Origin of the sequence: Nocardioides sp. YR527, assembly GCF_900101045.1 — a bacterium.
In the GTDB taxonomy this organism is placed as follows: domain Bacteria; phylum Actinomycetota; class Actinomycetes; order Propionibacteriales; family Nocardioidaceae; genus Nocardioides.
Genome location: NZ_FNFN01000005.1, coordinates 107,059 through 131,554 on the forward strand (window position 1 = coordinate 107,059; position 24,496 = coordinate 131,554).

Annotated in this window: 23 protein-coding genes and 1 tRNA gene; 22 read left to right on the forward strand and 2 right to left on the reverse strand. The window is 69.7% G+C overall.

Going from position 1 to position 24,496, the window contains the following annotated elements; genetic code table 11:
- Positions 1–115 precede the first annotated feature (115 nt).
- The 10 genes from BLT25_RS16105 (at position 116) to BLT25_RS30720 (ending at position 6,468) form a co-directional block, all read left to right on the forward strand.
- Entirely contained in the window at positions 116–1,402 is a 1,287-nt protein-coding gene (locus BLT25_RS16105; RefSeq protein ID WP_091047911.1) for a phospholipase D-like domain-containing protein, read from the forward strand.
- A gap of 20 nt (positions 1,403–1,422) precedes the next feature.
- Entirely contained in the window at positions 1,423–2,328 is a 906-nt protein-coding gene (locus BLT25_RS16110; RefSeq protein WP_091047913.1) for a phosphotransferase family protein, read from the forward strand.
- A gap of 51 nt (positions 2,329–2,379) precedes the next feature.
- Positions 2,380–2,793 carry a hypothetical protein gene (locus BLT25_RS16115; RefSeq protein WP_091047915.1) on the forward strand — a complete coding sequence of 138 codons (414 nt, stop codon included), beginning with the start codon at positions 2,380–2,382 and terminating at the stop codon, positions 2,791–2,793.
- Between the two features lie 68 nt (positions 2,794–2,861).
- The gene (locus BLT25_RS16120) at positions 2,862–4,112 is read left to right on the forward strand and encodes a glutamate-5-semialdehyde dehydrogenase (protein ID WP_091047918.1); all 1,251 of its coding nucleotides are present in this window, start codon (positions 2,862–2,864) and stop codon (positions 4,110–4,112) included.
- Positions 4,113–4,142: 30 nt separating this feature from the next.
- Positions 4,143–4,304 carry a hypothetical protein gene (locus tag BLT25_RS29945; RefSeq protein WP_160027856.1) on the forward strand — a complete coding sequence of 54 codons (162 nt, stop codon included), beginning with the start codon at positions 4,143–4,145 and terminating at the stop codon, positions 4,302–4,304.
- A gap of 11 nt (positions 4,305–4,315) precedes the next feature.
- Positions 4,316–4,978 (forward strand): nicotinate-nucleotide adenylyltransferase, encoded by a 663-nt coding sequence (gene nadD, locus BLT25_RS16125; RefSeq protein ID WP_091047919.1) that lies wholly within the window; start codon positions 4,316–4,318, stop codon positions 4,976–4,978.
- Entirely contained in the window at positions 4,975–5,349 is a 375-nt protein-coding gene (rsfS, locus tag BLT25_RS16130) for a ribosome silencing factor (protein ID WP_091047921.1), read from the forward strand. Before nadD ends, rsfS begins: the two co-directional genes overlap by 4 nt.
- A gap of 8 nt (positions 5,350–5,357) precedes the next feature.
- The gene (locus BLT25_RS16135) at positions 5,358–5,978 is read left to right on the forward strand and encodes a histidine phosphatase family protein (protein WP_176883983.1); all 621 of its coding nucleotides are present in this window, start codon (positions 5,358–5,360) and stop codon (positions 5,976–5,978) included.
- 63 nt (positions 5,979–6,041) lie between these two features.
- Positions 6,042–6,114, forward strand: a tRNA-Ala gene (locus tag BLT25_RS16140).
- On the forward strand, positions 6,073–6,468 hold the full coding sequence (locus BLT25_RS30720) for a DUF255 domain-containing protein (protein WP_256328663.1): 396 nt from the start codon (positions 6,073–6,075) through the stop codon (positions 6,466–6,468). Before BLT25_RS16140 ends, BLT25_RS30720 begins: the two co-directional genes overlap by 42 nt.
- A 279-nt stretch (positions 6,469–6,747) precedes the next feature.
- Here BLT25_RS30720 and BLT25_RS16150 read toward each other — a convergent pair whose 3' ends face one another.
- On the reverse strand, positions 6,748–7,740 hold the full coding sequence (locus tag BLT25_RS16150) for a GlxA family transcriptional regulator (protein WP_091047922.1): 993 nt from the start codon (positions 7,738–7,740) through the stop codon (positions 6,748–6,750).
- A gap of 70 nt (positions 7,741–7,810) precedes the next feature.
- On the opposite strand from BLT25_RS16150, the gene BLT25_RS29950 reads away from it, so the two are divergent.
- From BLT25_RS29950 to BLT25_RS16205, 12 genes are all read left to right on the forward strand, one after another.
- The gene (locus BLT25_RS29950; RefSeq protein WP_176883985.1) at positions 7,811–7,963 is read left to right on the forward strand and encodes a hypothetical protein; all 153 of its coding nucleotides are present in this window, start codon (positions 7,811–7,813) and stop codon (positions 7,961–7,963) included.
- A gap of 460 nt (positions 7,964–8,423) precedes the next feature.
- Positions 8,424–9,284, forward strand: a complete 861-nt coding sequence (locus BLT25_RS16155; RefSeq protein ID WP_091047923.1) for an MlaE family ABC transporter permease — start codon at positions 8,424–8,426, stop codon at positions 9,282–9,284.
- Positions 9,281–10,132: an MlaE family ABC transporter permease gene (locus BLT25_RS16160; RefSeq protein ID WP_218131373.1), complete on the forward strand. Its 852-nt coding sequence runs from the start codon at positions 9,281–9,283 to the stop codon at positions 10,130–10,132. Before BLT25_RS16155 ends, BLT25_RS16160 begins: the two co-directional genes overlap by 4 nt.
- A gap of 33 nt (positions 10,133–10,165) precedes the next feature.
- Positions 10,166–10,972 (forward strand): ABC transporter ATP-binding protein, encoded by an 807-nt coding sequence (locus tag BLT25_RS16165; protein ID WP_091048810.1) that lies wholly within the window; start codon positions 10,166–10,168, stop codon positions 10,970–10,972.
- 10 nt (positions 10,973–10,982) lie between these two features.
- Positions 10,983–12,233 (forward strand): MlaD family protein, encoded by a 1,251-nt coding sequence (locus tag BLT25_RS16170; protein WP_091047925.1) that lies wholly within the window; start codon positions 10,983–10,985, stop codon positions 12,231–12,233.
- Positions 12,233–13,678, forward strand: a complete 1,446-nt coding sequence (locus BLT25_RS16175; protein WP_091047926.1) for an MlaD family protein — start codon at positions 12,233–12,235, stop codon at positions 13,676–13,678. Before BLT25_RS16170 ends, BLT25_RS16175 begins: the two co-directional genes overlap by 1 nt.
- Positions 13,675–14,940 (forward strand): MlaD family protein, encoded by a 1,266-nt coding sequence (locus tag BLT25_RS16180; RefSeq protein WP_091047929.1) that lies wholly within the window; start codon positions 13,675–13,677, stop codon positions 14,938–14,940. The genes BLT25_RS16175 and BLT25_RS16180 overlap by 4 nt, the downstream gene beginning before the upstream one ends.
- Complete coding sequence (locus BLT25_RS16185) at positions 14,940–16,226, forward strand: MlaD family protein (protein ID WP_143033777.1); 1,287 nt, start codon at positions 14,940–14,942, stop codon at positions 16,224–16,226. The genes BLT25_RS16180 and BLT25_RS16185 overlap by 1 nt, the downstream gene beginning before the upstream one ends.
- The gene (locus BLT25_RS16190) at positions 16,226–17,482 is read left to right on the forward strand and encodes an MlaD family protein (RefSeq protein WP_091047933.1); all 1,257 of its coding nucleotides are present in this window, start codon (positions 16,226–16,228) and stop codon (positions 17,480–17,482) included. Before BLT25_RS16185 ends, BLT25_RS16190 begins: the two co-directional genes overlap by 1 nt.
- Positions 17,479–18,801 (forward strand): MlaD family protein, encoded by a 1,323-nt coding sequence (locus tag BLT25_RS16195; protein WP_218131375.1) that lies wholly within the window; start codon positions 17,479–17,481, stop codon positions 18,799–18,801. Before BLT25_RS16190 ends, BLT25_RS16195 begins: the two co-directional genes overlap by 4 nt.
- Positions 18,798–21,074, forward strand: coding sequence for an RND transporter family protein (locus BLT25_RS16200; RefSeq protein WP_091047935.1), 2,277 nt, complete (start codon positions 18,798–18,800; stop codon positions 21,072–21,074). Before BLT25_RS16195 ends, BLT25_RS16200 begins: the two co-directional genes overlap by 4 nt.
- A complete protein-coding gene (locus tag BLT25_RS16205) occupies positions 21,071–22,114 on the forward strand; it encodes a peptidyl-prolyl cis-trans isomerase (protein WP_091047938.1) in 1,044 nt (347 codons plus the stop codon). The genes BLT25_RS16200 and BLT25_RS16205 overlap by 4 nt, the downstream gene beginning before the upstream one ends.
- Before the next feature lie 19 nt (positions 22,115–22,133).
- On the opposite strand, the gene BLT25_RS16210 is transcribed toward BLT25_RS16205, so the two are convergent.
- Entirely contained in the window at positions 22,134–24,449 is a 2,316-nt protein-coding gene (locus BLT25_RS16210; RefSeq protein WP_091047941.1) for a CoA transferase, read from the reverse strand.
- Between the last annotated feature and the right edge of the window lie 47 nt (positions 24,450–24,496).

Consider the following 24,496-nt stretch of genomic DNA (forward strand, 5'->3'; position numbering starts at 1 on the left):
TACGTCCCGAAAACCCGCCTCCGAGCACTGCTCGGAGGCGGGTTTCTTTCGGTTCGGCATCTAGTTCTCGGAATTGTCGTTGCGGGCCATACGTCGCTGGGTATAGTCCGGCCGCATGTGGGGGAATGTGCTGAGGTCGAGGAAGACCCGGAAGATCTCGATCGCTTCGGCTGTGGCCGGCTGCGTGGCGGCCCTGGTCGTTGCGACGATGTCCGTGGTCTCGACGCCCGCGACGGCGGCGACCTGGTCGCCACCGGCGGGTCCGTTCTTCAACAACCCGACCGGCGACGCGGCGCAGCGCAACTTCATCGTCCACCGGATCAACAACAGCGTCCGCTACGCGGCCAAGGGTTCCTACATCCGGTTCGTCACCTACAACCTGGACCGCGCCGACACCGTCGATCAGCTCATCGCCGCTCACAAGCGTGGTGTCCATGTGCAGATCCTGGTCAACCGGAAGATGTGGAGCAGCGGTGAGCGGAAGCTGGCCGCCCGCCTCGGCACCACGCGGTCCCGGCCGAGCTTCATCTACGGCTGCGCCGGTGCCTGCCGTGGCTATGACAAGGGCAACCTGCACATCAAGATCCACTCGTTCACCCAGGTCGGCACCAAGCGCAACGTCCTGATCAACAGCTCCGGCAACCTCGGTGGCGGTGCGGCCGGTTCGCAGTGGAACGACGCCCAGACGATCTACGCCAACGACAGCCTGTGGAAGACGTGGCTGCGGATGTTCAACGAGCTCAAGGCCGACCGGAAGGCCTCGCCGCGCTATGTGTCCTGGACCGGTGGCGGCACCTCGGTCGGCTTCCAGCGCCAGCTCCCGGGCACGACCAGCGACGAGATCTACGCCCGCAGCAGCGGTGACCGGGTGATCGACCGGCTCCGGCTGATCGGATGCCGGGCGCCGAGCGGCTACGGCACCAAGGGCAAGACGATCCTGCGGATCCACATGTACGCGTGGTACAGCCGCCGTGGCGAGCGCATCGCCGACGAGGTGGTCCGGCTGAAGAAGCGCGGCTGCGTGGTCCGGGTGATCGGCTCGGTGACCAGCGACGTGGTCTACCGCAAGCTGAAGGCGGTCGGCATCCCGGTGCGCGACGCCGCCTGGGACTGGGGCCAGAAGAAGTCGACCAGCGGCGACAACATCGTCTACGGCTCGCGCTGCTACTCCCACTACAAGTGGATGAGCGTCAACGGCCGCTTCGCGGACAAGGGCACCTTCAGCGTCTGGACCGGCTCGGAGAACTGGTCACCGCCGTCGTTCAGCAACGACGAGGTCACCTTCCGGTTCACCTCGAAGAGCTACTACCAGTCCTACACCTCCCGGTTCAACAAGATGTGGGACAGCCCGAGGGCGACCCACCGGGTCTACATCGAGCCGAAGAGCCGGCCCTGCGCCTGACCGTGCCCTAACCTCGCCGGGTGAGCTTTGGTGAACTCGGTGGGGGCCTTCGGCCGCTCGACGGCGGCTGGTCGGGCGAGACGTTTCTGGCGGAGGCCGGTGGGGAGAGGTCGGTCGTGCGGGTCTTCGCGGACCCACACCACCACCCGCAGGCCGCGGAGGTCCACGAGGCCCTGCACCGTCTGGTGCGAGGCCTCGTCCCGGTCCCGGACGTCTTGGAGGTACGCCGCGCCGACCCGGCCACGGGCACGCCGGCGCTGCTGGTGACCGAGTTCGTCGAGGGCGTACGCGGTGACCTGCTGCTGCCCGACCTCGACGAGGCGCAGCGAGATCGGCTCGGGCGTTGCCTCGGGGAGATCGCGGGCACCCTGGCCGGGATGCCGTTCCTGAGTGCCGGGACCTTCGCCGACAAGGACCTGCGGGTCGAGACGTTCGAGCTGGACCTGACCGAGTGGGTCGAGTCGTACGCCGAGCGTCTGGACTGGTCGCCGTCGGACCTGGAGGGGCTGCGGGACGTGGCCGCCGACGCCCAGGACCGGCTCTACACGGTCGCCCGGGTGAGCCTGGTGCACAGCGACCTCAACCCCAAGAACCTCATCCTCGACCCGGAGACGCTGCGGGTGCGCGCGGTGCTGGACTGGGAGTTCGCGCACGCCGGCTCACCGTTCGCCGACCTCGGCAACCTGCTGAGGTTCGACCGGGACCCGGCGTACGTCTCGGGGGTGCTGGCGGGCTACGTCGCGGTGCGTGGTGGCAACGCCACGGATGCCCTCGACCTGGCCAGGTCCGCGGACCTGGTGGCACTGGTCGAGCTCGGTGCTCGGCGTACCGCCAATCCGGTGGCCGCCCGGGCCCACGACCTCCTGCTCGCGATCGCCCGATCCGGGGATGTCCACACCGCCCCGGAGGGCGATGATCGCGGCTAGGATCGGAGCGCGCCGGACGGTGCCGGCGCAACCTGGGGGATGGTTGTGGGAGTGAGTGAGTTCGACGGGGCTCGGAGCCCCGCCGGAGGTTGGTGGCGTGGCTGGACGCCCTGGATCTCGGCGCTCGTGCTGTCTGCGCTGTTCGCAGCCGCGACGACGGGGATCGCGTTCGTGCGGAAGACGTATCAACCGCCGGTGGACTATCCGGCGATGGCCGACCCCGAGCCGACGGCGAGCGCGGCGGCCTCGCCCGCGCCTGCGAAGCAGGATCGCAGCGAGGCGCCGTCGACGCGGCCGACGGGCGCGGCCGCCGAGCCGACGCCGGTGAAGGCGCCTCGGAAGGTCCGGCCCTCGGCGTCCGGGTCGGCGAGTGGCGAGCCGATGGCGACGGCGGAGCCGTCCGAGAGCCCGTTCGACCCGCTCCGGGGTCTCGGTGTGCTGTTGGGCCTGGCCGAGGAGGACTGACCCGGCCGCGCGGTCCGTACGGCGAAAGGGTGGTGGCTGCCCACCCCGGACCGCCTAGGCTTTCTCACATGAGTGCAGAGGCAGTGATCCGTGAGGTGGCGGCGAAGGCACGAGAGGCGAGCTACGAGCTCGCGGTCGCCCCGCGCAGCGTGAAGGACGCGGCGCTGCACGCGATGGCCGACGCGCTCCTGGCGCGTGCCGACGAGGTGCTGGAGGCCAACGCGGCCGACGTCGCCCGTGCCGAGGCCTCGGGCAGCCCGGCCAACATCATCGACCGCCTCACCCTGACCCCGGAGCGTCTCGACGGCATCGCCGCTGCGCTCCGCGAGCTCGCCGCCCTCCCGGACCCCGTCGGTGACGTCGTACGCGGCAGCACCCTCGCCAACGGCCTCGAGCTGCGCCAGGTAAGGGTGCCGTTCGGCGTCGTCGGGATGATCTACGAGGCGCGCCCCAACGTGACCGTGGACGCGGCCGGGATCTGCCTGAAGTCCGGCAACGCGGCGCTCCTGCGCGGCTCCTCCAACATCGCCTCCAGCAACGTCGCGATCGCCGCCGTGCTCCGCGACGCCGTCGCCTCCGTCGGCCTCCCGGCCGACGTGATCCAGGTCGTGCCCGGGGAGGGCCACGACTCGGTCAAGGCGCTGATGCGGGCCCGAGGCCTGGTCGACGTGCTCATCCCGCGCGGTGGCGCCGGGCTGATCCGCAGCGTCGTCGAGGAGTCGACGGTGCCGGTCATCGAGACCGGGGTGGGCAACGTACACGTCTACGTCGACAAGGCTGCCGACCTCGAGAAGGCGGTCACGATCGTGGTCAACTCCAAGACCCAGCGCACCAGCGTGTGCAACTCCGCCGAGTCGCTGCTCGTGCACGCCGACATCGCCAAGGAGTTCCTGCCGATGGTGGTCCCCGCCCTGCAGGAGCGCGGGGTGCAGATCCAGGGCGACGAGGCCTTCTGCGCCTTCGACCTGGTCGAGCCCGCCACCGACGAGGACTACGCGGCCGAGTTCCTGGCGCTGAAGATCAGCGCCGCGGTCGTACCTTCCCTCGACGCCGCCATCGCCCACATCCGGCGCTGGTCGAGCGGCCACACCGAGGCGATCCTGACGGAGGACCTGGGTGCGGCCCGCCGGTTCACCGCAGCGGTCGACTCCGCGGCGGTCATGGTCAACGCCTCGACGCGGTTCACCGACGGTGGCGAGTTCGGCTTCGGCGCGGAGATCGGGATCTCTACCCAGAAGCTGCACGCCAGGGGCCCGATGGGGCTGCCCGAGATGACCTCGACGAAGTATGTGGTCACCGGGGACGGGCACGTGCGCTAGCAGCAGCAGCCACAAGGTAATCTGTGCGCCATGTCGAACTCTGTTGTGTCGAGTATCATCACCTCCGCTGAGCACGGGGCCGAGCACGGCACCTCTGGCATCGAGTGGGTCATCGGCGGCGGCGCCCTGGCGATCCTCGTCTTCGCTCTCCTGGTCCTGGTCTGGTTCGCCGGTGGCCGTGAGCACTCCTGAGCGCTGATCAGATGGGCAACGGGGGAGTGCCCGAACCAGGCCTCGAGGGCCTGAGCGGCAAGCGTCGCGTCGGGGTGATGGGTGGCACCTTCGATCCCATCCACCACGGCCACCTGGTGGCCGCCTCCGAGGTGCAGTCGTTCTTCGACCTCGACGAGGTCGTCTTCGTGCCGACCGGCGACCCGTGGCAGAAGGCCGACCGCGACGTGTCGCCGGCCGAGCACCGCTACCTGATGACGGTCATCGCGACCGCCGCCAACCCGCGCTTCACCGTGAGCCGGGTCGACATCGACCGGGCCGGCCGCACCTACACGCGCGACACGCTGCGCGACCTCGCCAAGGCGCTGCCCGACGCCGAGCTCTACTTCATCACCGGGGCCGACGCGCTCGCCGACATCTTCACCTGGCGCGACACCGACGAGCTCTTCGAGCTCGCCCAGTTCGTGGGGTGCACGCGCCCGGGCTACACCATGGATCCCGAGGTCATCGCGAAGATCCCCTCCGACCGCATCACCATGCTCGAGATCCCGGCGCTGGCGATCTCGTCCTCCGACTGCCGCGAGCGGCGTCACCGTGGCGAGCCGGTCTGGTATCTCGTCCCCGACGGCGTGGTGCAGTACATCGGCAAGCACGACCTCTACCGCAAGAATCCCTCAGACAAGGACCGCGTATGACCGCGACCGAGCACGCCATCGAGCTCACCATCACCGCCGCCCGGGCGGCCTCGGACAAGAAGGCCGGGCACATCCTGGCCTTCGACGTCAGCGACCAGCTGGCCATCACCGACGCCTTCGTGCTGGCCTCCGCCCCCAACGAGCGGCAGGTGCAGTCGATCGTCGACGAGGTCGAGCTGAAGCTGCGCGACCTCGGCTCCAAGCCGCTGCGCCGCGAGGGCCACAAGGAGGGACGCTGGGTGCTGCTCGACTACGGCGAGATCGTCGTGCACGTCCAGCACGAGGAGGAGCGCCAGTTCTACGCCCTCGAGCGGCTCTGGCGCGACTGCCCCTCGATCTCGCTGCCCGCCGACATCGTCTCCGAGGGCTGATCGCGCCCGTGACCCGTCGCATCGTCCTCCTCCGCCATGGCGTCACGCCCTGGAACGCCGACGGCCGCTACCAGGGCCAGACCGACATCGAGCTGGCCGAGACCGGCCACCAGCAGGCCAAAGCCGCCGCTCGTGCGATTGGGACGGCCTACGCCGTGACCCGCCTGGTCTCCTCGGACCTGATGCGGGCCCGCCAGACCGCTGCGTACGTCGCCGAGGAGACCGGCCTCGAGGCGGCGTACGACCCGAGGTTGCGCGAGGTCTGCGCGGGGGAGGCCGAGGGCATGAACCGCGCCGAGATCTTCGAGCGCTTCGGTGAGATGCCGGCCAGCTGGGAGCCCCACGGCGGGGAGTCCTGGCCCACGGTCGCGGCCCGCTTCAGCGGCGCGCTCCACGACGTCGCCGAGACCGTCGCGCCCGGCGAGACCGTCGTGGTCGTGGCTCACGGCGGCGCGATCCGGCAGGGCCTGGCCGCCTTCCTCGGCTGGGACCCGTCCGTCGTCACCACCCTCGCGCCGCTGACGAACTGCGCCTGGATCGAGCTCACCGCCAAGGAGTCCGCCCATGGACTCATTGCCTCGGCGCCCTGGCGACTCGCGACGTACGGAATGGGGGCCCCGATTTCGTGATCGGGAGAGCGTTCCGCTACTGTTCTTCTCGTTGCCCGGGTTGATCACCGGGACAACGCCAACGGGGGTGTGGCGCAGCTGGTAGCGCATCTGCATGGCATGCAGAGGGTCAGGGGTTCGAGTCCCCTCACCTCCACCGAAACACCAGATCAGGGCCGTGTTCCAGACCTTCTCAGAGGGCCAGGAACACGGCCCTGATCTCGTTGTTGGCGCGTTATTGGTTCCGGTTACGGAATCGCTGGCCAGATCCTGTTCAGGGGCGGGTTCGCATCGCCTGTTCACGTGCGTGCAAGGCTGGGGGAGTGGGCAACCGACTCGCCTCCGCGACCTCGCCCCACCTGCTGCAGCACGCTCAGACCCTGTGAGCTGGTGGGAGTGGGGGCCGGACACGTTCGAGGAGGCGCGGCGGCGGGGGATTCCTCTCCTCTTGAGCGTCGGCTATGCCGCCTGCCACTGGTGCCATGTGATGCTCGCGCCGCTCGGTGAGTGAGTGTGGACCCGGTTCACGCTCCGGAACATGGTATTCCGTGTCGTTCCGTGACGGCTGACCCCGCCTCATGCAGGGCCATACCTGTCCCGAATATGTGTCCTCGCGCCTTACCCTGAGCGGCAGCGAGCTAGCACCTCCCGGAGCGCGACATGCCTTCCGGATCCGAACTCCGTCTTCTACGAGTTGCGCCCGCGCGGGCGATTCTCGCCGCGAACTCCTACGTCGTCTTGGCGACCGCCGACGTCGACCAGGGTGCGTCGGTGTCCGTCGACACCGACCTCAGGGGATCGGACTCAACACCGGCCTGAGCGTCGCCCGGAAGGTGCGCCGACAGTCGGACGGTGAGATCCCGAACATCTTGGCGAACTGCTGCCGCATCGCCACGGCGCTGCCGAAGCCGCAATGGTGCGCGATCTCCTCGATGCTCAGGTCGGTCGACTCCAGCAGCTCCTGGGCGTGACGTACGCGTTCTCGCAGCAGCCACTGCAACGGAGTCGACCGGGTCTGCTCCTTGAACCTCCGGTTGAGGGTGCTCAGGCTCATCCCGGCGTGGGCGGCGATCTCGGCCAGCGTCGTCCTCTCCTCCAGTCGTTCCCGCAGCCACAGCAACGTGGTCTGCAGCGACCCGTGGTCGTCCGCGGGCTCGTCGTGCCGGATGTATGGCGCCTGCTCGCCGTCGCGCTGCATCGGTACCACCATGTGGCGGGCGACATCGGCGGCGACGGCGGCCCCGTGGTCGACCCGGACCAGGTGCAGGCACATGTCGATGCCGCTGGCGGCTCCGGCCGAGGTGATGACGTCGCCATGGTCGACGAAGAGCACATCGGCGTCGACCTCCACCCGGGGGTAGAGCACGGCGAGGTCGTGCGCGCGGGACCAGTGTGTGGCCGTACGTCGCCCGTCGAGCAACCCCGACGCCACGATGATCCGCGTGCCGAGCGATGCGATCCTGATGCCTCTGCGGTGGGCCTCGCCCAGCAGGCGCAGGGCCTCGGCGGACAGCTCCCGCGGCGTCCCGGTGGCCACGATCGTGTCCGCCTCCAGGGCTGCCTCCAGCGGGTGCGGCGGCGTGAACCGGTACATCTCGACATCGTCCACCCCGCAGACGGCCAGTTCGCTGCCGTCGCCACAGACCCGGACGTCGTACAACCGCGCACCGAACAGCTCGCCCGGTTCCTTGTCGCGTGAGTGCGCGGTACTGAACACCTGCAGCGGCATCGCCAGGTCCATGCTATGCACGCCGTCGAACGCGAGGACCGCGATCCGATGCATGACGATAATCTATCGAAGGTAGCCTTTTTCGTCACTGTTGTTTGCGTCGATCGCCCATCACGATCGACACATGCTGTTCGCAATCGCCCTGTCCGCCGTCGCAACTCTGGTCCTGCTGATCGCCGCGGGCTGGCTCACCGACGAGCTGCACGAGCGCCATGCGGCTGACTGGGCTCGCCGCGTCGCTGCAGCAAACGCTGAAGGAGTCGGTGCCCAGAAGTAGTCGGGATCTCCCGTGATGCCGGCTAGAGTCTGCTGCGCAGTCGCCCGCGGTTCAGGGCATCGGCCCAGGTCACAGACGTCGGCCGAGACTCCGCAAGGATTTCCGATGCGTCGAGAATCCGCACAACAGTGCAGGGGGTCAGGGGTTCGAGTCCCCTCACCTCCACCGAAACACCGCCTTGATCGCATTTGCGCGGCAGTGTCGAGTCCGGTCGTCTGTCGACGTCGACCCAGGGGCACATGCCTGCGGGCCCCGGCAGGATGGGAGCCGATGGAGTATCGCGAACGTAAAACTAATATCTATAGAAAAAAAACCTAAAGCCATACGGATTAACCCGTAACCTGCATCACATGACCTCGTTGAGTGTGATGCGCGTCGCACCTCGATGCGCCGGGCCGGAACCCGCCGTTGGCGGCCGTTCGGCCCGCCCTGCCAAGTTGCACGAGGAGCGCAGACAGGTATGAGCACAGGTGCTGCTGCCCCGCCGATCACCCGGCGTGGTCCTTACGCCAATCCGCTGTCCAACTCGCTCAAGTGGCTGCCGCCGAAGGTTCGGGGGCCGGTCATCGAGGCGGGCGGGATGGTCGACCTGCTCGTCAAGATCGTGAGGAGCGCGGTGCTGCATCCGCGCGGCTACTGGGTCGACGTCGCGGACGACATGTATCAGACCCTGAAGCAGGCCTCGCTTCCCATCGCCGCGGCGATCTTCGGGTTCCTCATCTTCATGTCGATCCTGACCGTCCAGTTCTTCGCGATGGCGGGAGCCACCCAGCTCTTCGGCCCGCTGCTCCTGCTGCAGGCGATGCGTACCTTCACGATGTGGATCGTCTCCATGGTGGTGGCGGGCGTGATCGGATCGGCGCTGACCGCCGACATCGGGGCCCGCAAGGTTCGCGAGGAGATCGACGCCATGGAGGTCATGGGCGTCGACCCGATCCGCGACCTCGCCGTCCCGCGAGTGGTCTCGCTGACGCTGCTCACGACCCTGATCTCGGTGCCGTCGATCATCGTCACGATCGTCTCGATGCAGGTCGGCGCCAACTACGTCGCCGGCCAGTCCAGCGCCGACTTCCACAGCAACCTGTTCGCCAACGTCTCGCCGGTGCAGGTGCTGGCCGTGGTCGCCAACTGCTTCCTGGTCGGTCTGCTGATCGGCACGATCTGCTGCTACAAGGGGCTCAACGCCTCCGGCGGTGCGATCGGTCTCGGTCGCGCCGTCAACCAGGCGGTGGTGCTCTCCTTCGTGGGGGTCTGGGTGCTGCAGCTCGCCTTCAACGCGCTGCTGCTCGGCCTCTTCCCGAACCTGGGGAACTTCCGATGACCGCCGCCGAGCCCGTACGTCCGGTCGCGCCGGTCGCGCCCGTCGCCACCCGGCGCCGCCGACCGGCCGCGCCGCCGAAGGGCCGCCTGGACGGGGTGGGGGAGTTCGTCGGCTTCGTCGGCAAGGTCTTCGCCGAGATCCCGGTCGCGATCCGTCTCTACCCCTCCGAGATCGTGCGGCACGCCAGCGCCATCGTCCGCGAGAACAGCCTGGTGATCCTGGCGATGCTCTTCATGATGGGCGCGGTCATGGGCCTGACCGCCAACTTCCTCTTCGCCAGCATCGGCATCGACTCCTACATCGCCGCCGTGAACTCGGTCGCCGGCGTACGCGGGATCATCCAGGTCGTCTTCGGTTGGATGGTCGCGGCGAAGATCGGCTGCGGCATCGTCGCCGAGGTCGGCGCGATGCGGATCTCGGAGGAGATCGACGCGATGGAGGTCATGGGCATCCGGTCGATCCCCTACCTCGTCAGCACCCGGGTGATCGCGGGGGCCATCACCATGCCGCTGATCTTCGTCACCTCGATGGTGGTCAACTTCTTCGCCGGGTTCCTCTTCAACGTACAGCTGCTGCAGACCGTGAGTCCGGGCGGATTCCAGTACTACCTGTTCCTGTTCCAGAACCCGCGCGACTTCATCCTCGCGGTCATCTGGGGAACGGTCCTGGGCGTCGTGATCCTCACCGTCGCGTCCTACTTCGGCTACACCGCCAAGGGCGGCCCGGTCGGCGTCGGCCTCAACACGGCGCGGTCGATGCTCGTCAACCTCGTCCTCGTCAGCCTCATCGGCATGGCGCTGGTCCAGCTCTTCTACGGCAACACCCCCAACGCACCGATCGGCAACTAGATGACTGGCGCGCCACGTCCACGGGAGGAAATGATGACCGCGAATCTCACGGTTCCGCACACAGGCTTCGAGCAGCAGCCGAACAGTCCGCACAGCATCGAGCTGGTCGGCGTCCGCAAGTCGTTCGGCTCCGGCAACATCCTCGATGGCATCGATCTGACATTCGTCCACAACGCCATCACCACGGTCCTCGGCCCGTCCGGCACCGGCAAGAGCGTGCTGCTCAAGCACATCGTCGGCCTGCTCGAGCCCGATGCCGGTGAGGTACGCGTCTTCGGCAGCGACATCTGGGGCGTCTCCGAGCACGAGCGCTACGAGCTGCGCAAGCGGTTCGGCGTGCTGTTCCAGGACGGTGCGCTCTTCGGGTCGATGAACATCTACGACAACATCGCCTTCCCGCTGCGCAAGCACACCAACCTCTCCGAGGCCGAGATCCGGGACACCGTGATGTTCCACCTCAAGGAGGTCGGCCTCGAGGCCGCCGTCGACAAGGCGCCGAACGAGATCTCCGGCGGTATGCGCAAGCGCGCCGGTTTCGCCCGCGCGCTGGTGATGCGGCCCGACGTGGTGCTCTTCGACGAGCCCGACTCGGGTCTGGACCCGGTCCGCACCAAGCTGCTCGGGCGGCTGATCCAGAAGGTCCACCGCCAGCACGGCGGCACCTACATCGTGATCACGCACGACATCCCGACCGCCCAGGAGGTCAGCGACCACGTGGCGGTGCTGTGGAAGGGGCAGATCGTGCACTCGGGCACCGCCGAGGAGACCTTCGCCTCGCAGGACCCGTTCGTACGCCAGTTCCTGGCCGGAGCCGCCGACGGCCCGCTCGGGATGGACTGAGGGGACGACGATGACAGCGATCCTTCAACGAGTCGGCGCCAAGGGTGTGATCGCCCTGGTGATCGTCGGCTCCCTCCTGACCTGGGGCGCGGTGAAGCTCACCGACGGGCCCGACTACAGCCTCACCCTGCTGATGCCCTCGGCCGGCTCGGCCTTCGAGGACGGCAGTGTCATGATCAACGGCCAGCGCGTCGGCCACGTCACCGACGTCGGCGTCCGCGACGGCCAGGCCGAGGTCAAGGTCGCCATCGAGGACGAGTACGCCCCGCTCCGCGCCGGCACCACGGCCCGGGTCAAGTGGGCCTCGGTGCTCGGCACCCGGATGATCGAGCTCGTCCCCGGCGCGAAGACCAACCCGGAGATGCCCTCGGGGCACCTGGTCACCGGCAACGCCGAGGCGGTCGACGTCGACGAGCTGCTCGCCACCCTCGACGCACCCACGCGCAAGCAGCTGCAGACCCTGGTCGCCCAGCTCAACAAGACCCTCGCCGGAACCAAGCCCGACCTGCGTACGACCCTCGCCAAGGCCGGGCCGACGGTGAAGGCCATCGCCGACCTGCTCAGCGCGATCGCTCAGGATGGGCCGGCGCTGAAGAAGATCATCACCGAGCTGCACGGGGTGACGTCCAACGTCTCCGCCAACGACGCCGAGCTCGCGGCGAGCATCAGGAACCTCGACACGCTCACCCGGCAGATCGCCGGCCGTCAGGCCGAGCTCTCCGCGAGCATCGAGAAGCTGCCCGAGACGATCGACTCGGCCACCACCGCGCTCGAGGCGGTGCCGGAGCCGGTCGACTCCACCCGGAAGGTGCTCCGCACGCTGCGGCCCTCGACCGACCGGCTCCCGGCGATCGCCAAGCAGGCCAACCCGGTGCTCGCCGACGTACGTCCCGCCCTGGCGATGCTGCCCGGCACGCTGAAGGACGCTCAGGAGCTGCTGCAGTACACCCCCGGCCTCGTCAACGACGCCAACGCCATCCTGCCGACCGCGACCAGCGCCCTGGAGCAGGCCGACCCGATGGTCTCCTACCTGCGGCCCTACACGCCGGAGCTGGTCGGCTGGCTCAGCAACTGGAACGGGGTCTTCGGCAGCCGGGACGCCTCGGGCCACTACGCCCGCGCGCTCATCACCGCCTCGGCGAGCAGCTTCGACCAGAACCCCGGCGTCATGCCGCCGGGCATGAAACAGGACGCACGGCCGCTGCCGGGCTCGATCGCCGGCCAGCCGTGGACCGATGCAGAAGGGGACGGGATCAACTGATGCTCATCTCGAAAGTCACCGTCATCTCCGCCACCATCGTGGTCGGCTCGGCGACGGCCGTCACCGGCACCAACCTGATGGCGTCCTCCCCGAGCACGACCGAGCTGGTCGGCTACTTCGAGGACGCCAGCCCGCTCGAGGTCGGCAACGAGGTCCGCACCTCCGGCGTCCAGGTCGGCAAGGTCAAGTCGATCAAGCTCGAGAAGGGGGTCGCCCGGGTCACCCTCGACCTCGACGAGGACGTGCTCCCGGTCCACGAGGACGCGAAGCTGCTGATCCAGCCGATCAACGCGCTCGGCGAGAACTACGTATCCATCGAGCCGGGCAAGGAGTCCTCGCCCTACCTGAGGAACAACACGGTCCCGCTGAAGCAGACCGACTCGGCCGTCAACCTCCAAGACGTCCTGGACACCCTCGACGACCCGACCTCGACCGCACTCGCGGCGCTGGTCAGCACGCTGGGCGAGGGCACCATGAACGGCGGCGGCCAGAAGATGGCCGACGCACTCAAGGCGCTCACGCCGCTGATGGAGAACCTCGACCAGGTCGGCGCCATCCTGGAGAGCCAGAACAAGGTGCTCACCGACCTGGTCGCCAAGGCCGACCCGGTTGCCGCCTCCCTGACCGGCGAGAACGGCAAGCAGCTCGACCAGCTGATCTCGCGTGCCCGGGAGACCCTCGACGCCCTGGCCGACGAACAGACCGCGCTCGAGGCGACCATCGCCGAGCTGCCCGCCACACTCCAGGAGGCCCAGCGCACGCTGACCTCCCTCGAGACGGTCTCCGAGACCGTCACCCCGACCCTGAAGAAGGCCCGCCCGGTCACCCGCGACCTGGCCGAGATCGCCGACGAGATCAACCGGTTCTCGCCCTACGCCGACCCCGCCTTCAACTCCTTCGGGCCGCTCTTCGCCGAGCTCGACGCCCTGCTGAAGAGGATCAAGCCGATCACCGAGGACCTGCGCGCCTCCGGCGACAACCTGCGTACGACCGCCTCGGACCTGCGCCCCGTGGGCGACGAGCTCCTCGACGAGCACCTGGGCGACCTGATGTCGTTCGTCACCAAGTGGGCGCTGAGCACCAACTCGCGCGACGGGCTGAGCCACTACTTCCGCGGTCTGGTCCACGTCACCCCCGAGGCGCTCAACTCGCTCGTCGGCGCGGAGGTGCTGCCCAACATCGGCACCCTCGGCGGGCAGGGCTCCGGGCCCACCCACGAGGGCGAGGACACCGACCTCGACGGGCCGCTCGTCGGCGACCTCGTCGACCCGCTGAACGGCATCAGCGGCGGGATCACCGGCTCCGCCGACGACCTCAACGGTGCCGTCGGTGGGCTGACCGGAGGCAAGGGCAACTCACCGAGCAACGACCCCGACAGTGCGACCGGACTCACCTCGTCGCAGGAGCAGAACCTTCTCGACCAGCTCATCGGAGGCCACTCATGAGCGCACGACTGCACCGACAAGACGCCCGTCGACTCCTCATCGGGATCGTCGCGATCGCCGCCGGCGGTGTCATCGCCTACGTCGGCACCCTCGTCCAGGGCGGCGGTGCGCTGCCGCTGAAGGACCACACCGAGGTCTCGGCGTACTTCGACGACGTCGGCACCCTGAAGCCGCAGCAGAACGTCACCCAGAACGGCATCCGCGTCGGCGTCGTCACCGGCATCTCCTACGAGAACGACCGGGCGCTGGTGAAGATGCGCCTGGACGGGGACCGCGACCTGTACGCCGACGCGACCGCCGCGGTCGGCAACGCCTCGGTCCTGGGCCGCAAGTTCGTCTCCCTCGATCCCGGCACGGCCAGCTCCGGCCTGCTCGGCGGGAAGCCGATCGCCGCCGAGCGGACCACGAGCTCGACCGACCTCAACACCGTGCTCTCCGCTCTGCCGCCCAAGGCCCGTGAAGGTCTGCAGGTCGGACTGCGCGAGGTCGGCGGGGGAGTCTCCGGCCACCAGAAGGATCTCTACAGCGCCCTCCAGGTCGCGCCCGGAATGCTGGACGACGCGACGGTCGTGCTCGACACCGCGTCCGACCCGAAGACCGACCTCGACGGTCTACTCGTGACCGGCGACCGGCTCGTCTCCCACATCCACGGGCACGAGCGGCAGATCCAGACCCTCGTCACCACCACCGACACGACCCTCGGCGCGGTCAACACCGACGACACCGAGCCGCTCCGCCAGACGGTGGCGCAGGCCCCGGCGACGCTGGTGACCGCCCGCCAGGGTCTGGCCGAGATCAACCCGGCCCTCGACGACACCGCCGATGCGGTCACCGAGCTTCGTCCCGGCGTCGACGACCTGGTCGAGTCGGTGCCGAACCTGCGCGACTTCCTGGTCGAGGCACCCCCGGTCGCGGTCACCGTGAAGAAGTTCGCCGAGGGATCCGCCGAGCCGGTCGGGACGCTGGTTCCGGCCGTCACCAAGGCCGAGCCGACCGTCGGCCGGGCCCGCAAGACGCTCGGCAAGACCGCACCGACGCTCGAGGTGCTCAGCCCGTACGCCCCGGACGCAGGCACCCTGTTCTGCGAGAACGACCTGCTCAGCGGCAACTACGGCCCGGACAAGCACTACTTCAGCGCGATGCTCGTCTTCCCCGGCGTCTACGTCGCCAGCCAGCCCGACCCGCTCGCGAACGTCGACCCGTACTCCGGTCCGGGCAAGGCGTTCTCCCACGGTCTGAAGTACGGAAAGGGGAAGTGCTGATGTCCGCGCTCACTCGGCGGGCGGTGATCCTCATCGCCGTCCTCGTCGTCGTCCTCACCGGCCTGGCGTTCAAGACCCAGCTCTCGCTGCTGCTCCGGTCGGGTGACACCATCCACGCCACCTTCGACCAGAACTACGGCCTGGTCTCCGGCAAGACGAAGGTGAAGGTCGCCGGCCTGCAGGTCGGCGTCGTCTCCGACGTACGCCAGGACGCCGACGGCACCACCCATGTCGACATGAAGATCGACGACGGCGTCAAGGAGCGGCTCGGGTCGACCCCGAGCGCCCGGGTGGAGCCGCTGACCGTCCTCGGTGGCCAGTACTCGCTGAACCTGGTGCCAGGCGGAGCGGGGGAGTACGCCGAGAAGGCGATCCCGAAGAGCCGCACCCACGTCCCGGTGGAGCTCGACGCGATCCTCGCCGCACTGCCGTCCGAGACCAGGAAGGACCTCCAGGGCACCATCAAGGAGGCCGGTGCGACCCTGTCGAACAAGAACCAGAAGTCGATCCGGTCCTTCGCCCACCAGGCACCGCAGGTGCTCGACCCCTCGACGAAGCTGGTCACCGCCGTCCAGGGCACCCGGCCGCACCGCGACCTGCCCGAGCTGGTCGGCAACGTGGAGAGCCTCGCGGCCACCCTCAACGAGCAGGACGCCGCGCTCGCCCGCAGCCTGGTGAACCTGAACACCACGACGACCACCCTCGCCGACCACAGCGACGATCTCTCCGCCACGATCGCGGGTCTGCCGACGGCCCTGGACGAGACCAAGGCCGCCACCGACCAGCTCACGCCGACGCTGCACCAGCTCGACCGCACCGCGACCGGCCTGCAGCCAACCGCGGAGGAGGTCGGCCCGCTGGTCAGGACCCTCGAGCCGATGCTCGAGGACACCAGGCCGGTCGCGGCCAAGCTGCCCGGGCTGCTCGAGGACGCCCAGCCGCTGGTCCAGGACCTGATCCCGACGGCCCGGACCACCAAGCCGATCCTGAAGGACATCAAGGGCCCGGTGATCGAGCGTGTCGACGGCCCCGTCCTGGAGTCCCTGGGCAGCACCTACCGGGGCACCGGACCGTTCAAGGACACCGGTGGCGGGGTCCAGTCGGACAACAAGTTCTACCAGGAGCTCGCCTACATGGTGACCAACCTCGACCGGGCCTCGATGACCCAGGACGCGCAGGGCAGCCTGCTCAACTTCCAGGCCGGCGTCAGCGCCGGCAGCGTCGCCCCGCTCAACCTGGACGACGCCCTCGCCCAGCTGATCCCCGAGCTGAAAGGTGAAAACTGATGGTGAGCCTCAGCACCCTCGCCGACCGGATCCGGAACACGCCGGGGCTCAAGCGCGACTCGATCGCGGTCGCCCTCGCGCTCGTCGCCGGCCTGGCCGCCACCGTCTACGTGCTCAGCAACCAGCACATCACGCTGCCGTGGCAGGACCGCCAGTCGGTCGCGATCGAGTTCACCGCGGCCCCCGGCGTACGTCCCGAGGCGGTGCAGGAGGTCCGGATCGCCGGGGTGCCGGTCGGCCGGATCACCGCGGCCGACCCGACCGAGTCCGGCACCGCCGAGGTCACCGTGGAGTTCGAGAAGGAGCAGCGGATCTACGGCAACGCCACCGCGATCCTGCGCACGAAGGCGCCGCTCAACGTGATGTACATCGAGCTCGACCCGGGCGGCCCGCCCGCGAGCCTGCTCGAGGACGGCGGGACGCTCCCGGTCGCGCAGACCAAGCGCGCCGTCCAGCCCTATGAGGTGCTCGACAAGCTCGACGCCCGCACGCGAGCGGCGCTGACCACCATGATCGACCAGACGCAGATCGGTCTGAAGGATGCGCCGACCACGCTCCCTGCAGGTCTGGACGCGACCACAGCGACCATGAAGCAGTGGGAGCCGGTCATCAACGCGCTCAACGAGCGGCGTGCGAACCTCTCCCAGCTGGTCACCTCGCTGACCACCATCTCGGAGTCCGTCGGCCACGACCGGCAGCGCCTCACCGAGCTGACCACCTCGATGGACAAGACGCTGAGCGCCGTGGCCAAGCGTGACAAGCAGCTCTCGGCGTCGCTGGACACGCTGCCCGGGTTCACCGAGCAGCTGTCCGGATCCATGGGCGAGGTCAACGACCTCACCGGTCAGCTCGACCCGACCCTGAAGGACCTCGACAAGGCCTCCGACACTCTCCCCGAGGCGGTCGAGAACCTCGACGGCACCGTCGGTTCCGTCCACCACTTCATCAACGGCGCCGCTCCCGTCGTCGACCGGGCCGGGCCCGTGGTCGACGACCTGCGTCCCTTCGTCGCCGACGCCAACCCGGCGCTGGCCGACCTGAAGCCGGTCGTCGGCTACCTGCCCCAGGCCACCAAGGAGCTGGTGCCCTGGATGGACGACCTGGCCGCCTTCACCTACCAGACCTCGTCCTCGTTCAGCCTCTACGACGCCAACGGCGGCATGGGCCGAGCCAACCTCCACGTCGACCTGACCAACCCCACCGGCGGCCTCGCCGACGAGGGCGTCGACCAAGGCAAGAAGGGAGACACCCCATGAGTGTCACGATGCGTTCGACCCCGACCGCCGGCTCCCGGTTCCGGCCGCGTACGTCGGTCGTGGTGATCCTGGCCATCTCGCTGCTGTGCGTCCTCGGCTTCGGCTACCTGTGGAAGGGGTCCGGCGGCACGCTCCCGGGCGGCGACGGCTCCTACCAGGTCTCCTTCGAGTCGGCCGACCTGAAGAACCTGCAGGAGGCCGGCGAGGTCCGGGTCGCCGGTGTCATCGTCGGCCGGGTCGCCTCCACGAAGGTCGAGGGACGCACCGCGCGCGTCGTGCTGGACCTCGACGACGAGGTGGCTCCGCTGCACCAGGGGGCCACCGTCCGGGTCGGCGTCAAGTCCGTCATCGGCCAGTCCTTCGTGGACGTGAAGGACGGCAACGGCGCCGAGATCGCTGACGGGACCACGCTGTCCCCGAAGTCGGTCGTCGCGGCCACCGACATCGACGAGGTCGTGCGTACGTTCACGCCGCAGACCCGTAAGCAGCTCGCCGCGGCCCTCACCGACCTCGGCGCCACCACCGACGGCACCCAGCAGAGCCTCTCGCAGGTGATGGAGGGGCTGGGTCAGATCGGCGGCACCGGCTACACCGCGGTCGACGCGCTCGCGGCGCAGAACGACGACCTGCAGTCCCTGGTGCAGGAGACCAACGCGATCCTGGCGGCGGCCGACACCAACCGCGGCGCGATCGTCTCGGTCATCGACAACACCCAGCAGATCACCCGGGCGACCGCCGGGCAGCAGGAGGCGCTGGCCGCCACGGTGCAGCGGCTGCCGGGGCTGATGAGCAGTGCGCGCACCGCGACCAGCTCGCTCGGTGAGCTCTCCGGCGACCTCAGCCCGGTCGTACGGTCCCTGGACCAGGCGGCGCCCGACCTCAACGCGGCGCTGGTCAACCTGCCCTCGGTCACCGCCAGCCTCGAGGCGCTGCTGCCCTACATGAACGGGGCGCTGAAGATCGCGCCGGAGACCGTGAACCAGCTGCCCGCGCTCTCGCGCAACCTGATCGCGATCACGCCCTACCTCGACCTGCTGCTGCGCAACATCAACCCGATGCTGACCTACATCGAGCCGTACGCCAATGACATCGGCTCCTTCTTCGGCAACTTCGGTGGCGCGTTCGACATCCCGCTCGAGAACGGGGTCGCGCCGGCGCGGTTGGCCACGATCTTCAACGAGTACTCCGTCCGAGGGAACCCGCTGAACCTGCAGACGATCAACCCGCTGCACTGGAACAACCCCTACCCGGCTCCGGGGCAGGCGGGCGACCCGGCACCGTTCACGGGCAAGGCTCCTCGGGTCGAGGAGAACAAGTGACCTGGAGGTCCGCGCTGCTGGTGCTCTTCGTCCTCGCGGCGGTGGGGCTGGGTATCTCGCGCGTGGAGGTCGACACCAAGGTCGACTCGTTCGTGCCCGCCGGTGACAGCGCGGACCGCCAGCTGCGGGCCTACCAGGACACGTTCGGCGGCGACGCCGTCGTCGTGGAGATGAAGGGCACCACCCAGCTCGGGCTGGTCCTGGACCCGACCGAGCTGGTGCGCCTGATCCGCCTCGAGGGGACGCTGGCAGGCCTGGCCGACGTGCACAGCGTCTATGGCCCCGGCACCGTCCTCAACCAGACCGCGGGATCCGTCAAGGGGATGCTGGCCCAGGTCGCCGGTGCGCGTGACCAGATCCGCAACGTGGCCGAGGCCAGGGCGCGGCGAGAGAACAAGAGCAGGGCCGAGGTCACCGCCGCCGGCGACGCCGCGCTCCTGCCCTTCGACCGCCGCTACGGCAAGCTGCTCGCCGAGGCGCTGCCGGTCGGCCTCCCCACCGTTCAGAACCAGAGGTTCGTCGCCTCGGTGCTGATGGACCGAGCCGGCAACCCGCGCCCCGAGTGGCGGTTCCTGGTGCCCACCGCCAAGTCGGCGACACTGCTGATCCGGCCCGAGCCCGGCCTGGACCAGGAACAGACCCGCCGCCTGGTGGCACAGGTCCGCAAGGCCGTACGCGACTCCGGGCTGAGCATCGAGCGCCCGGTCGTCTCCGGCGTTCCCGTCGTCGTCTCCGGCGTCGCCGATCGTGCGCACACCGAGATCCTCCGTCTCGGCGCGGTCGCGCTCGGTGCGGTCGCGCTGGTGCTCGTCTGCTCGGGCTGGAGCAGGCGGCGCCGCGACAGTCTCCTACCGCTCGGCTGTGCGCTTCTCGGCACCGCCACGACGGCCGCCGTCTTCGGCCTGCTCGGGGTGCCGCTCTCGCTCGGGGCCGCCGCGTTCCTGCCGGTGCTGCTCGGTGTCGGCAGCGACTTCCCGCTCTACCTGCTGCAGTCCGAGCGCGTCCGCGGGGTGCTGGTCACCGCGGGTGCCGCGGCCGCGGCCTTCGCCAGCCTCGCGCTGACCCCGCTGCCGTTCGTACGCGAGTTCGGCCTCGCCCTCGCGCTGGGCCTGGTGCTGACCGTGGGCTGGGCCCTGGTGCTGCGCCTGATGATCGGACGGATCGAGCCGCGAGCCGAGGCGGGCCGGGGTGAGGCGCGTCGCGGGCCGAGCCTGCCGCCCAAGGCGGTCCAGGGCGTCATGGTCGTGCTCGCGGCGGTCGCCGTCGCGGGCTGGGTGCTGTTGCCCGGGATGCGGATCCAGTCCAGTCCGGAAGAGCTCGCCAAGGGCGTACCCGAGCTGGCCGACGCCGCTCGCATCGAGCAGACGCTGGGCTTCTCCGGTGAGCTCGACATCGTGCTGCGTGGCAAGAACCTCGCCTCGCCCGAGGCGATCGCCTGGTCGCAGGAGGCGCAGAGCCTCGTCGTACGCGAGCACGCCGATCAGATGCGGCCGCTGCTGACCTACAGCCAGCTGCTCGCGTTCCTCGGGGGAGGCGCCACCGCGGCCCAGGTCAGCGCGGGCACCGAGGTCCTTCCCGACTACCTCACCGAGGCCGTGCTTGCGAGGAATCACCAGGCCGCTGTCTCCACCTACGGCATCACGCTCGACGACGTACGTGCCCAGCGCCGGCTCATCGAGTCATTGCGTCAAGAGCTGCCGGACCCGCCGAAGGGCTACCGGGTCGAGATCGTCGGCCTGCCGGTGCTCGCCGCCGACGGCCTGAGCGCGATGGAGGACGCCCGCTACACCGTCAACGCGGTCGGCATCCTCGTCGCCGCGCTCCTGGTCGGGCTCGGGCTGCGCTCGTGGCGGGCCGGCGTACGCGTCCTGGCCACCGCCCTGCTCGCCGCCGGCTGGCTCTTCGCCGCCGTCAGGCTCGCGGGCATCGACCTGAGTCCGCTCACGCTGGCCATCGGCGCGCTGGTGACGGTCACCTCCTGCGAGTTCGTCACCATGCTGGGCGAACGGCTGGGTGAACGACCGTTGCTCTCCTCGGCCGGGCGCACCGTCCTGACCGCGGCCGTCGCGGGCGCCGTCGGCTATCTCGCGCTGGGGCTCTCCGGCCTCACCGTGCTCCGCGACTTCGGGCTCCTGCTCGCCGCCGGCGTCGTCAGCTCGTACGCCGCGGCGCATCTGGTGGCCCGGGTGCTCCGCGCTCCCGAGTCCCGTCCATCGGGGACGGAAACGCCCGATACCCCACCCACACGAGAACTCCAGGAGGTCAGCGCATGACCCAGCTCGCCATCAAACCTCTCCACCTACGCTCGATGATCCCGTCCTGGTGGCCGCGACTGCTCGCCGTGGTCGTGGCGGTCGCCGTCGTCGGTGCGGGCGCGTTCCTGGCCGTGCAACGAGCCAACGCGCTTCCGTCCGACGCTGCGATGCAGGTCGGCGACCGGACCGTGAAGATCTCCGAGCTCGACAAGCGGGTCAAGGTGCTCGGCGGTCTCTACAACGTCAAGCAGCCCACAGAGGGGGCCAAGAAGGCCTCCTTCCGTCGCGACGCCGCCAAGTCGATGGCGGTCAGCCTCATCCTGGAGCGCGCGGCGAAGAAGAAGGACATCACGGTCACCCGCACCCAGGCGCAGCAGCAGCTGGACAAGGTGATCGAGTCGCAGATGCTCGGTGACCAGAAGACCTACGAGCAGTTCCTGGCCACCGCGGGGGTCACCGAGACCGAGGTGCTCTCCGAGATCACTCGCGTCATCGCGACCAGCCGCCTCTACTCCGAGATCACCGCGAGCGTCCCCGAGGTCACCCAGGCAGAGGTCCAGAGCTACTACGAGGACCACAAGACCGAGATGGTCACGCCGGAGCAGCGCGCGATCAGCAACATCGTGGTCGCCACCGAGGCGGAGGCGGACCAGGTGCTCGCCGAGCTCGGCAAGGGCACGGCGTTCGCAACGGTCGCCCGGAGCAGCTCGCGCGACTCCAGCACCGCCGCCAAGGGCGGCAGCCTCGGCGCCGTCCAGGCCTCCCAGCTCGAGGACACCTACGCCAAGAGCGCCTTCGCGGCCTCGCGCGGCAAGGCGTTCGGCCCGGTCCAGACGAGCAACGGCTGGAACGTCGGCCTCGTCACCGAGATCACCGAGCCGATCCCGGTCAGCCTCGACCAGGCCGCCCAGACCCTCACCCAGACCCTGACCACCCAGGCTCAGACCAAGGCCTGGAACAAGTGGCTCGGCCGCCAGATCAAGGCCGCCGAGGTCGAGTACGCCGACGACTACCGCCCCAAGGACCCGGACGCTCCGCCGAGCACCCCGGCCGGCTGAGGGCCGGGGCGCCCGGCGCTCAGGGCACGAAGACGACCTCGCGGTCCAACAGGTCCGCGAGGTCGTCTTCGTCGAGACCCAGCAGGTCCCGGCAGATCGACTCGGTGTCGGCGCCCGCCAGCGGGGCCGGGCCGAGCGTCGGCACCTCGAGCCGCTCGTACGCCGACGCCGCGTCCTCCGCCGGGAGGGTCTGCTCCAGGAGCGGGTGGCTCAGGGTCGTGTAGGTCCCGCGATGGGCCAGCTGCGGGTCGTCGAGGAGCTCGGGCAGCCGGAGCATCGGCGCCGCCGGCAGGCCGCGGCGCTGGAGCTCCTCGCCGACCTCGGCGGGGGAGCGAACGGCGGTCCACGCGCTCACCGCGTCGGCGAGGTCCTGCTCGCCGGCCGCCACCGCCTCGCGCAGCAGCTCGACCTCGGCCGGGTCGCGCGCGTCGATGACGCACCACTCGTCGTCGCCCGCGCAGGCGAAGACGCCTCCGAAGACCTCCCGGCCCCGGTTGCCGACCGCCGAGGCCGACCCGGGCCGCAGGCTCTCCAGCAGGGCCAGGTCGGCGAGCTGGTGCAGGACCACGTCGGACTGGGCCATCTGCAGGTGGCGCCCGCGGCCGTCGCGGCTCCGGGCGAGCAGCGCGGCCGCCACCGAGAGAGCTCCGAGGCGGGCGGCGACATGGTCTGGGAAGACCGTCACCCCGTCCCAGGACGCGGTGTCGCCGGCGGCGTACTTCCACAGGCTGGTCACCCCGCAGGCGGCCCGCACCAGCGGTCCGTAGCCCAGGCGCTGCGCCCACGGCCCCTCGGCGCTGAAGGCCGAGCTCTCCAGGACGATGATGCCCGGGTTGGTGGCGGCCAACGTCGTGAACCCGATGCCGAGGGAGTCGAGGGTGCCGGGCTTGAAGTTGGAGAGCACCACGTCGCTGCGCCGGGCGAGCTCGATGAAGATCCGCTTGCCCTCCTCGGTGCGCAGGTCCAGCCCGAGGCTGCGCTTGCCGCGGTTCCCCCACGCGAACGAGGCGTTCATCGCCTCGCCGTTCCGGGTCTGGCGCAGCCCGTCGGGGTAGCTGCGGCTCTCGACCTTGATCACCTCGGCGCCGAGATCGGCGAAGGCCCGTCCCGCCTCGGCACCGAACACGATGACGCCGAGATCGAGGACCCGGAGGCCGGCGAAGGGAGCCCCGCTCGTGGCCGGGACCGGATGGACGGGCCCCTCGCGCGGGGCCCACGCACCGGCCGAGGCGGTCTGCGTCGGCAGCCCCGGACTCGGCGTCCGGAGCCCGAGCAGGTGTCCGTCGGCGGCCAGGTAGCCGACCGGCACGGTCGCCGTCAGCCCGGGAGCCACCTCCGTGCGCGAGACGGTTCCGGCCTTGGTGAAGTGGTCCGCGGCCAGCGCCTCCCCGAGCGAGAGCACTTGGGCGAGCGGGATACCGCGCCTGGCCGCCTCATCGACCAGCTCGGCCGCGGTGCGGTCGGCGAAGAGCGCCTCGATGAGCGGCTCGAGACGGTCGGAGGCCGCCACCCGGGCGGTGATCGAGTCGTAGCTGGGGTCGGCGAACTCGGCCGGCTCGCCGAGCCAGCCGAACATGCCGCGCCACTGGCGCTTGGCGAGCAGGCACAGACGTACGAACCCGTCCGCGCAGCGGTAGATCGGGTAGGAGTCGGCCGGCGGACGGCCGCGCCGGAACTTCCCCGACCGCCCGGCCGCGGCCGATCCCTGCACGCCGAACGCCGGGTCGAGCCCGGTCGCCACCGCCTCGTGATGGGACAGGTCGATGGTCTGCCCGAGCCCGGTCCGTGTCCGCTGGGTGTGGGCGACGATGGCCAGCCACGCGGCCTGGGTGGTCGCGGTGGCGGTCGCGAGCTGCTCGGGCGGAACCAGCGGCGGCGCGCCCGGCCTGCCGGAGCGCGACATCGCCCCGCCGAGGGCGAGCAGCGTACGTCCGGTCGCCTGCCAGTCGCGTCGCGGACCGGTGAGGCCGAAGGGTGAGGAGATCACCGCGACCAGCCCCGGACGGGTCTCCCGCAGCTGGGCCAGCCCGATGGCGTCGGCCGTGGTGGGGGAGACGAAGACGATGTCCGCCTCCGCGACCAGCGCGCGGGCGTCCGCCCTGCCCTCGGGTGTAGCGAGGTCGGCGACCAGTGCCGACTTGTTCGCGTTGCGAACGCAGTAGGGCAGCGAGTGGCCGTCCACCACAGGTTCTTCGGTCCGGGTCCGGGCGCCCTGCGGGGGTTCGAGCTTGAGCGTCTCGGCGCCGAGATCCGCCAGCAGGCGGGCCGCGGCCTCTCCGACGGCGTCTCCCAGATCGGCGACGCGGACTCCGGTCAAGAGCAGTTCAGCAGCCATGGTGTTTCCTCCTGGTTTCAGATTAACCTAACGCCATACGGTTTATC

Bases quoted from the DNA above. Each gene is read 5' to 3' on its own strand.
- BLT25_RS16180 (WP_091047929.1), top strand. From the start codon at position 13,675: ATGAGCGCACGACTGCACCGACAAGACGCCCGTCGACTCCTCATCGGG.
- nadD (WP_091047919.1), top strand. From the start codon at position 4,316: ATGGGCAACGGGGGAGTGCCCGAACCAGGCCTCGAGGGCCTGAGCGGC.
- BLT25_RS16170 (WP_091047925.1), top strand. From the start codon at position 10,983: ATGACAGCGATCCTTCAACGAGTCGGCGCCAAGGGTGTGATCGCCCTG.
- BLT25_RS16205 (WP_091047938.1), top strand. From the start codon at position 21,071: ATGACCCAGCTCGCCATCAAACCTCTCCACCTACGCTCGATGATCCCG.
- BLT25_RS16150 (WP_091047922.1), bottom strand. From the start codon at position 7,740: ATGCATCGGATCGCGGTCCTCGCGTTCGACGGCGTGCATAGCATGGAC.
- BLT25_RS16155 (WP_091047923.1), top strand. From the start codon at position 8,424: ATGAGCACAGGTGCTGCTGCCCCGCCGATCACCCGGCGTGGTCCTTAC.
- BLT25_RS16195 (WP_218131375.1), top strand. From the start codon at position 17,479: ATGAGTGTCACGATGCGTTCGACCCCGACCGCCGGCTCCCGGTTCCGG.
- BLT25_RS16175 (WP_091047926.1), top strand. From the start codon at position 12,233: ATGCTCATCTCGAAAGTCACCGTCATCTCCGCCACCATCGTGGTCGGC.
- BLT25_RS29945 (WP_160027856.1), top strand. From the start codon at position 4,143: ATGTCGAACTCTGTTGTGTCGAGTATCATCACCTCCGCTGAGCACGGG.
- rsfS (WP_091047921.1), top strand. From the start codon at position 4,975: ATGACCGCGACCGAGCACGCCATCGAGCTCACCATCACCGCCGCCCGG.
- BLT25_RS16120 (WP_091047918.1), top strand. From the start codon at position 2,862: ATGAGTGCAGAGGCAGTGATCCGTGAGGTGGCGGCGAAGGCACGAGAG.
- BLT25_RS29950 (WP_176883985.1), top strand. From the start codon at position 7,811: ATGCTGTTCGCAATCGCCCTGTCCGCCGTCGCAACTCTGGTCCTGCTG.
- BLT25_RS16210 (WP_091047941.1), bottom strand. From the start codon at position 24,449: ATGGCTGCTGAACTGCTCTTGACCGGAGTCCGCGTCGCCGATCTGGGA.
- BLT25_RS30720 (WP_256328663.1), top strand. From the start codon at position 6,073: ATGGCATGCAGAGGGTCAGGGGTTCGAGTCCCCTCACCTCCACCGAAA.
- BLT25_RS16185 (WP_143033777.1), top strand. From the start codon at position 14,940: ATGTCCGCGCTCACTCGGCGGGCGGTGATCCTCATCGCCGTCCTCGTC.
- BLT25_RS16105 (WP_091047911.1), top strand. From the start codon at position 116: ATGTGGGGGAATGTGCTGAGGTCGAGGAAGACCCGGAAGATCTCGATC.
- BLT25_RS16165 (WP_091048810.1), top strand. From the start codon at position 10,166: ATGACCGCGAATCTCACGGTTCCGCACACAGGCTTCGAGCAGCAGCCG.
- BLT25_RS16160 (WP_218131373.1), top strand. From the start codon at position 9,281: ATGACCGCCGCCGAGCCCGTACGTCCGGTCGCGCCGGTCGCGCCCGTC.
- BLT25_RS16190 (WP_091047933.1), top strand. From the start codon at position 16,226: ATGGTGAGCCTCAGCACCCTCGCCGACCGGATCCGGAACACGCCGGGG.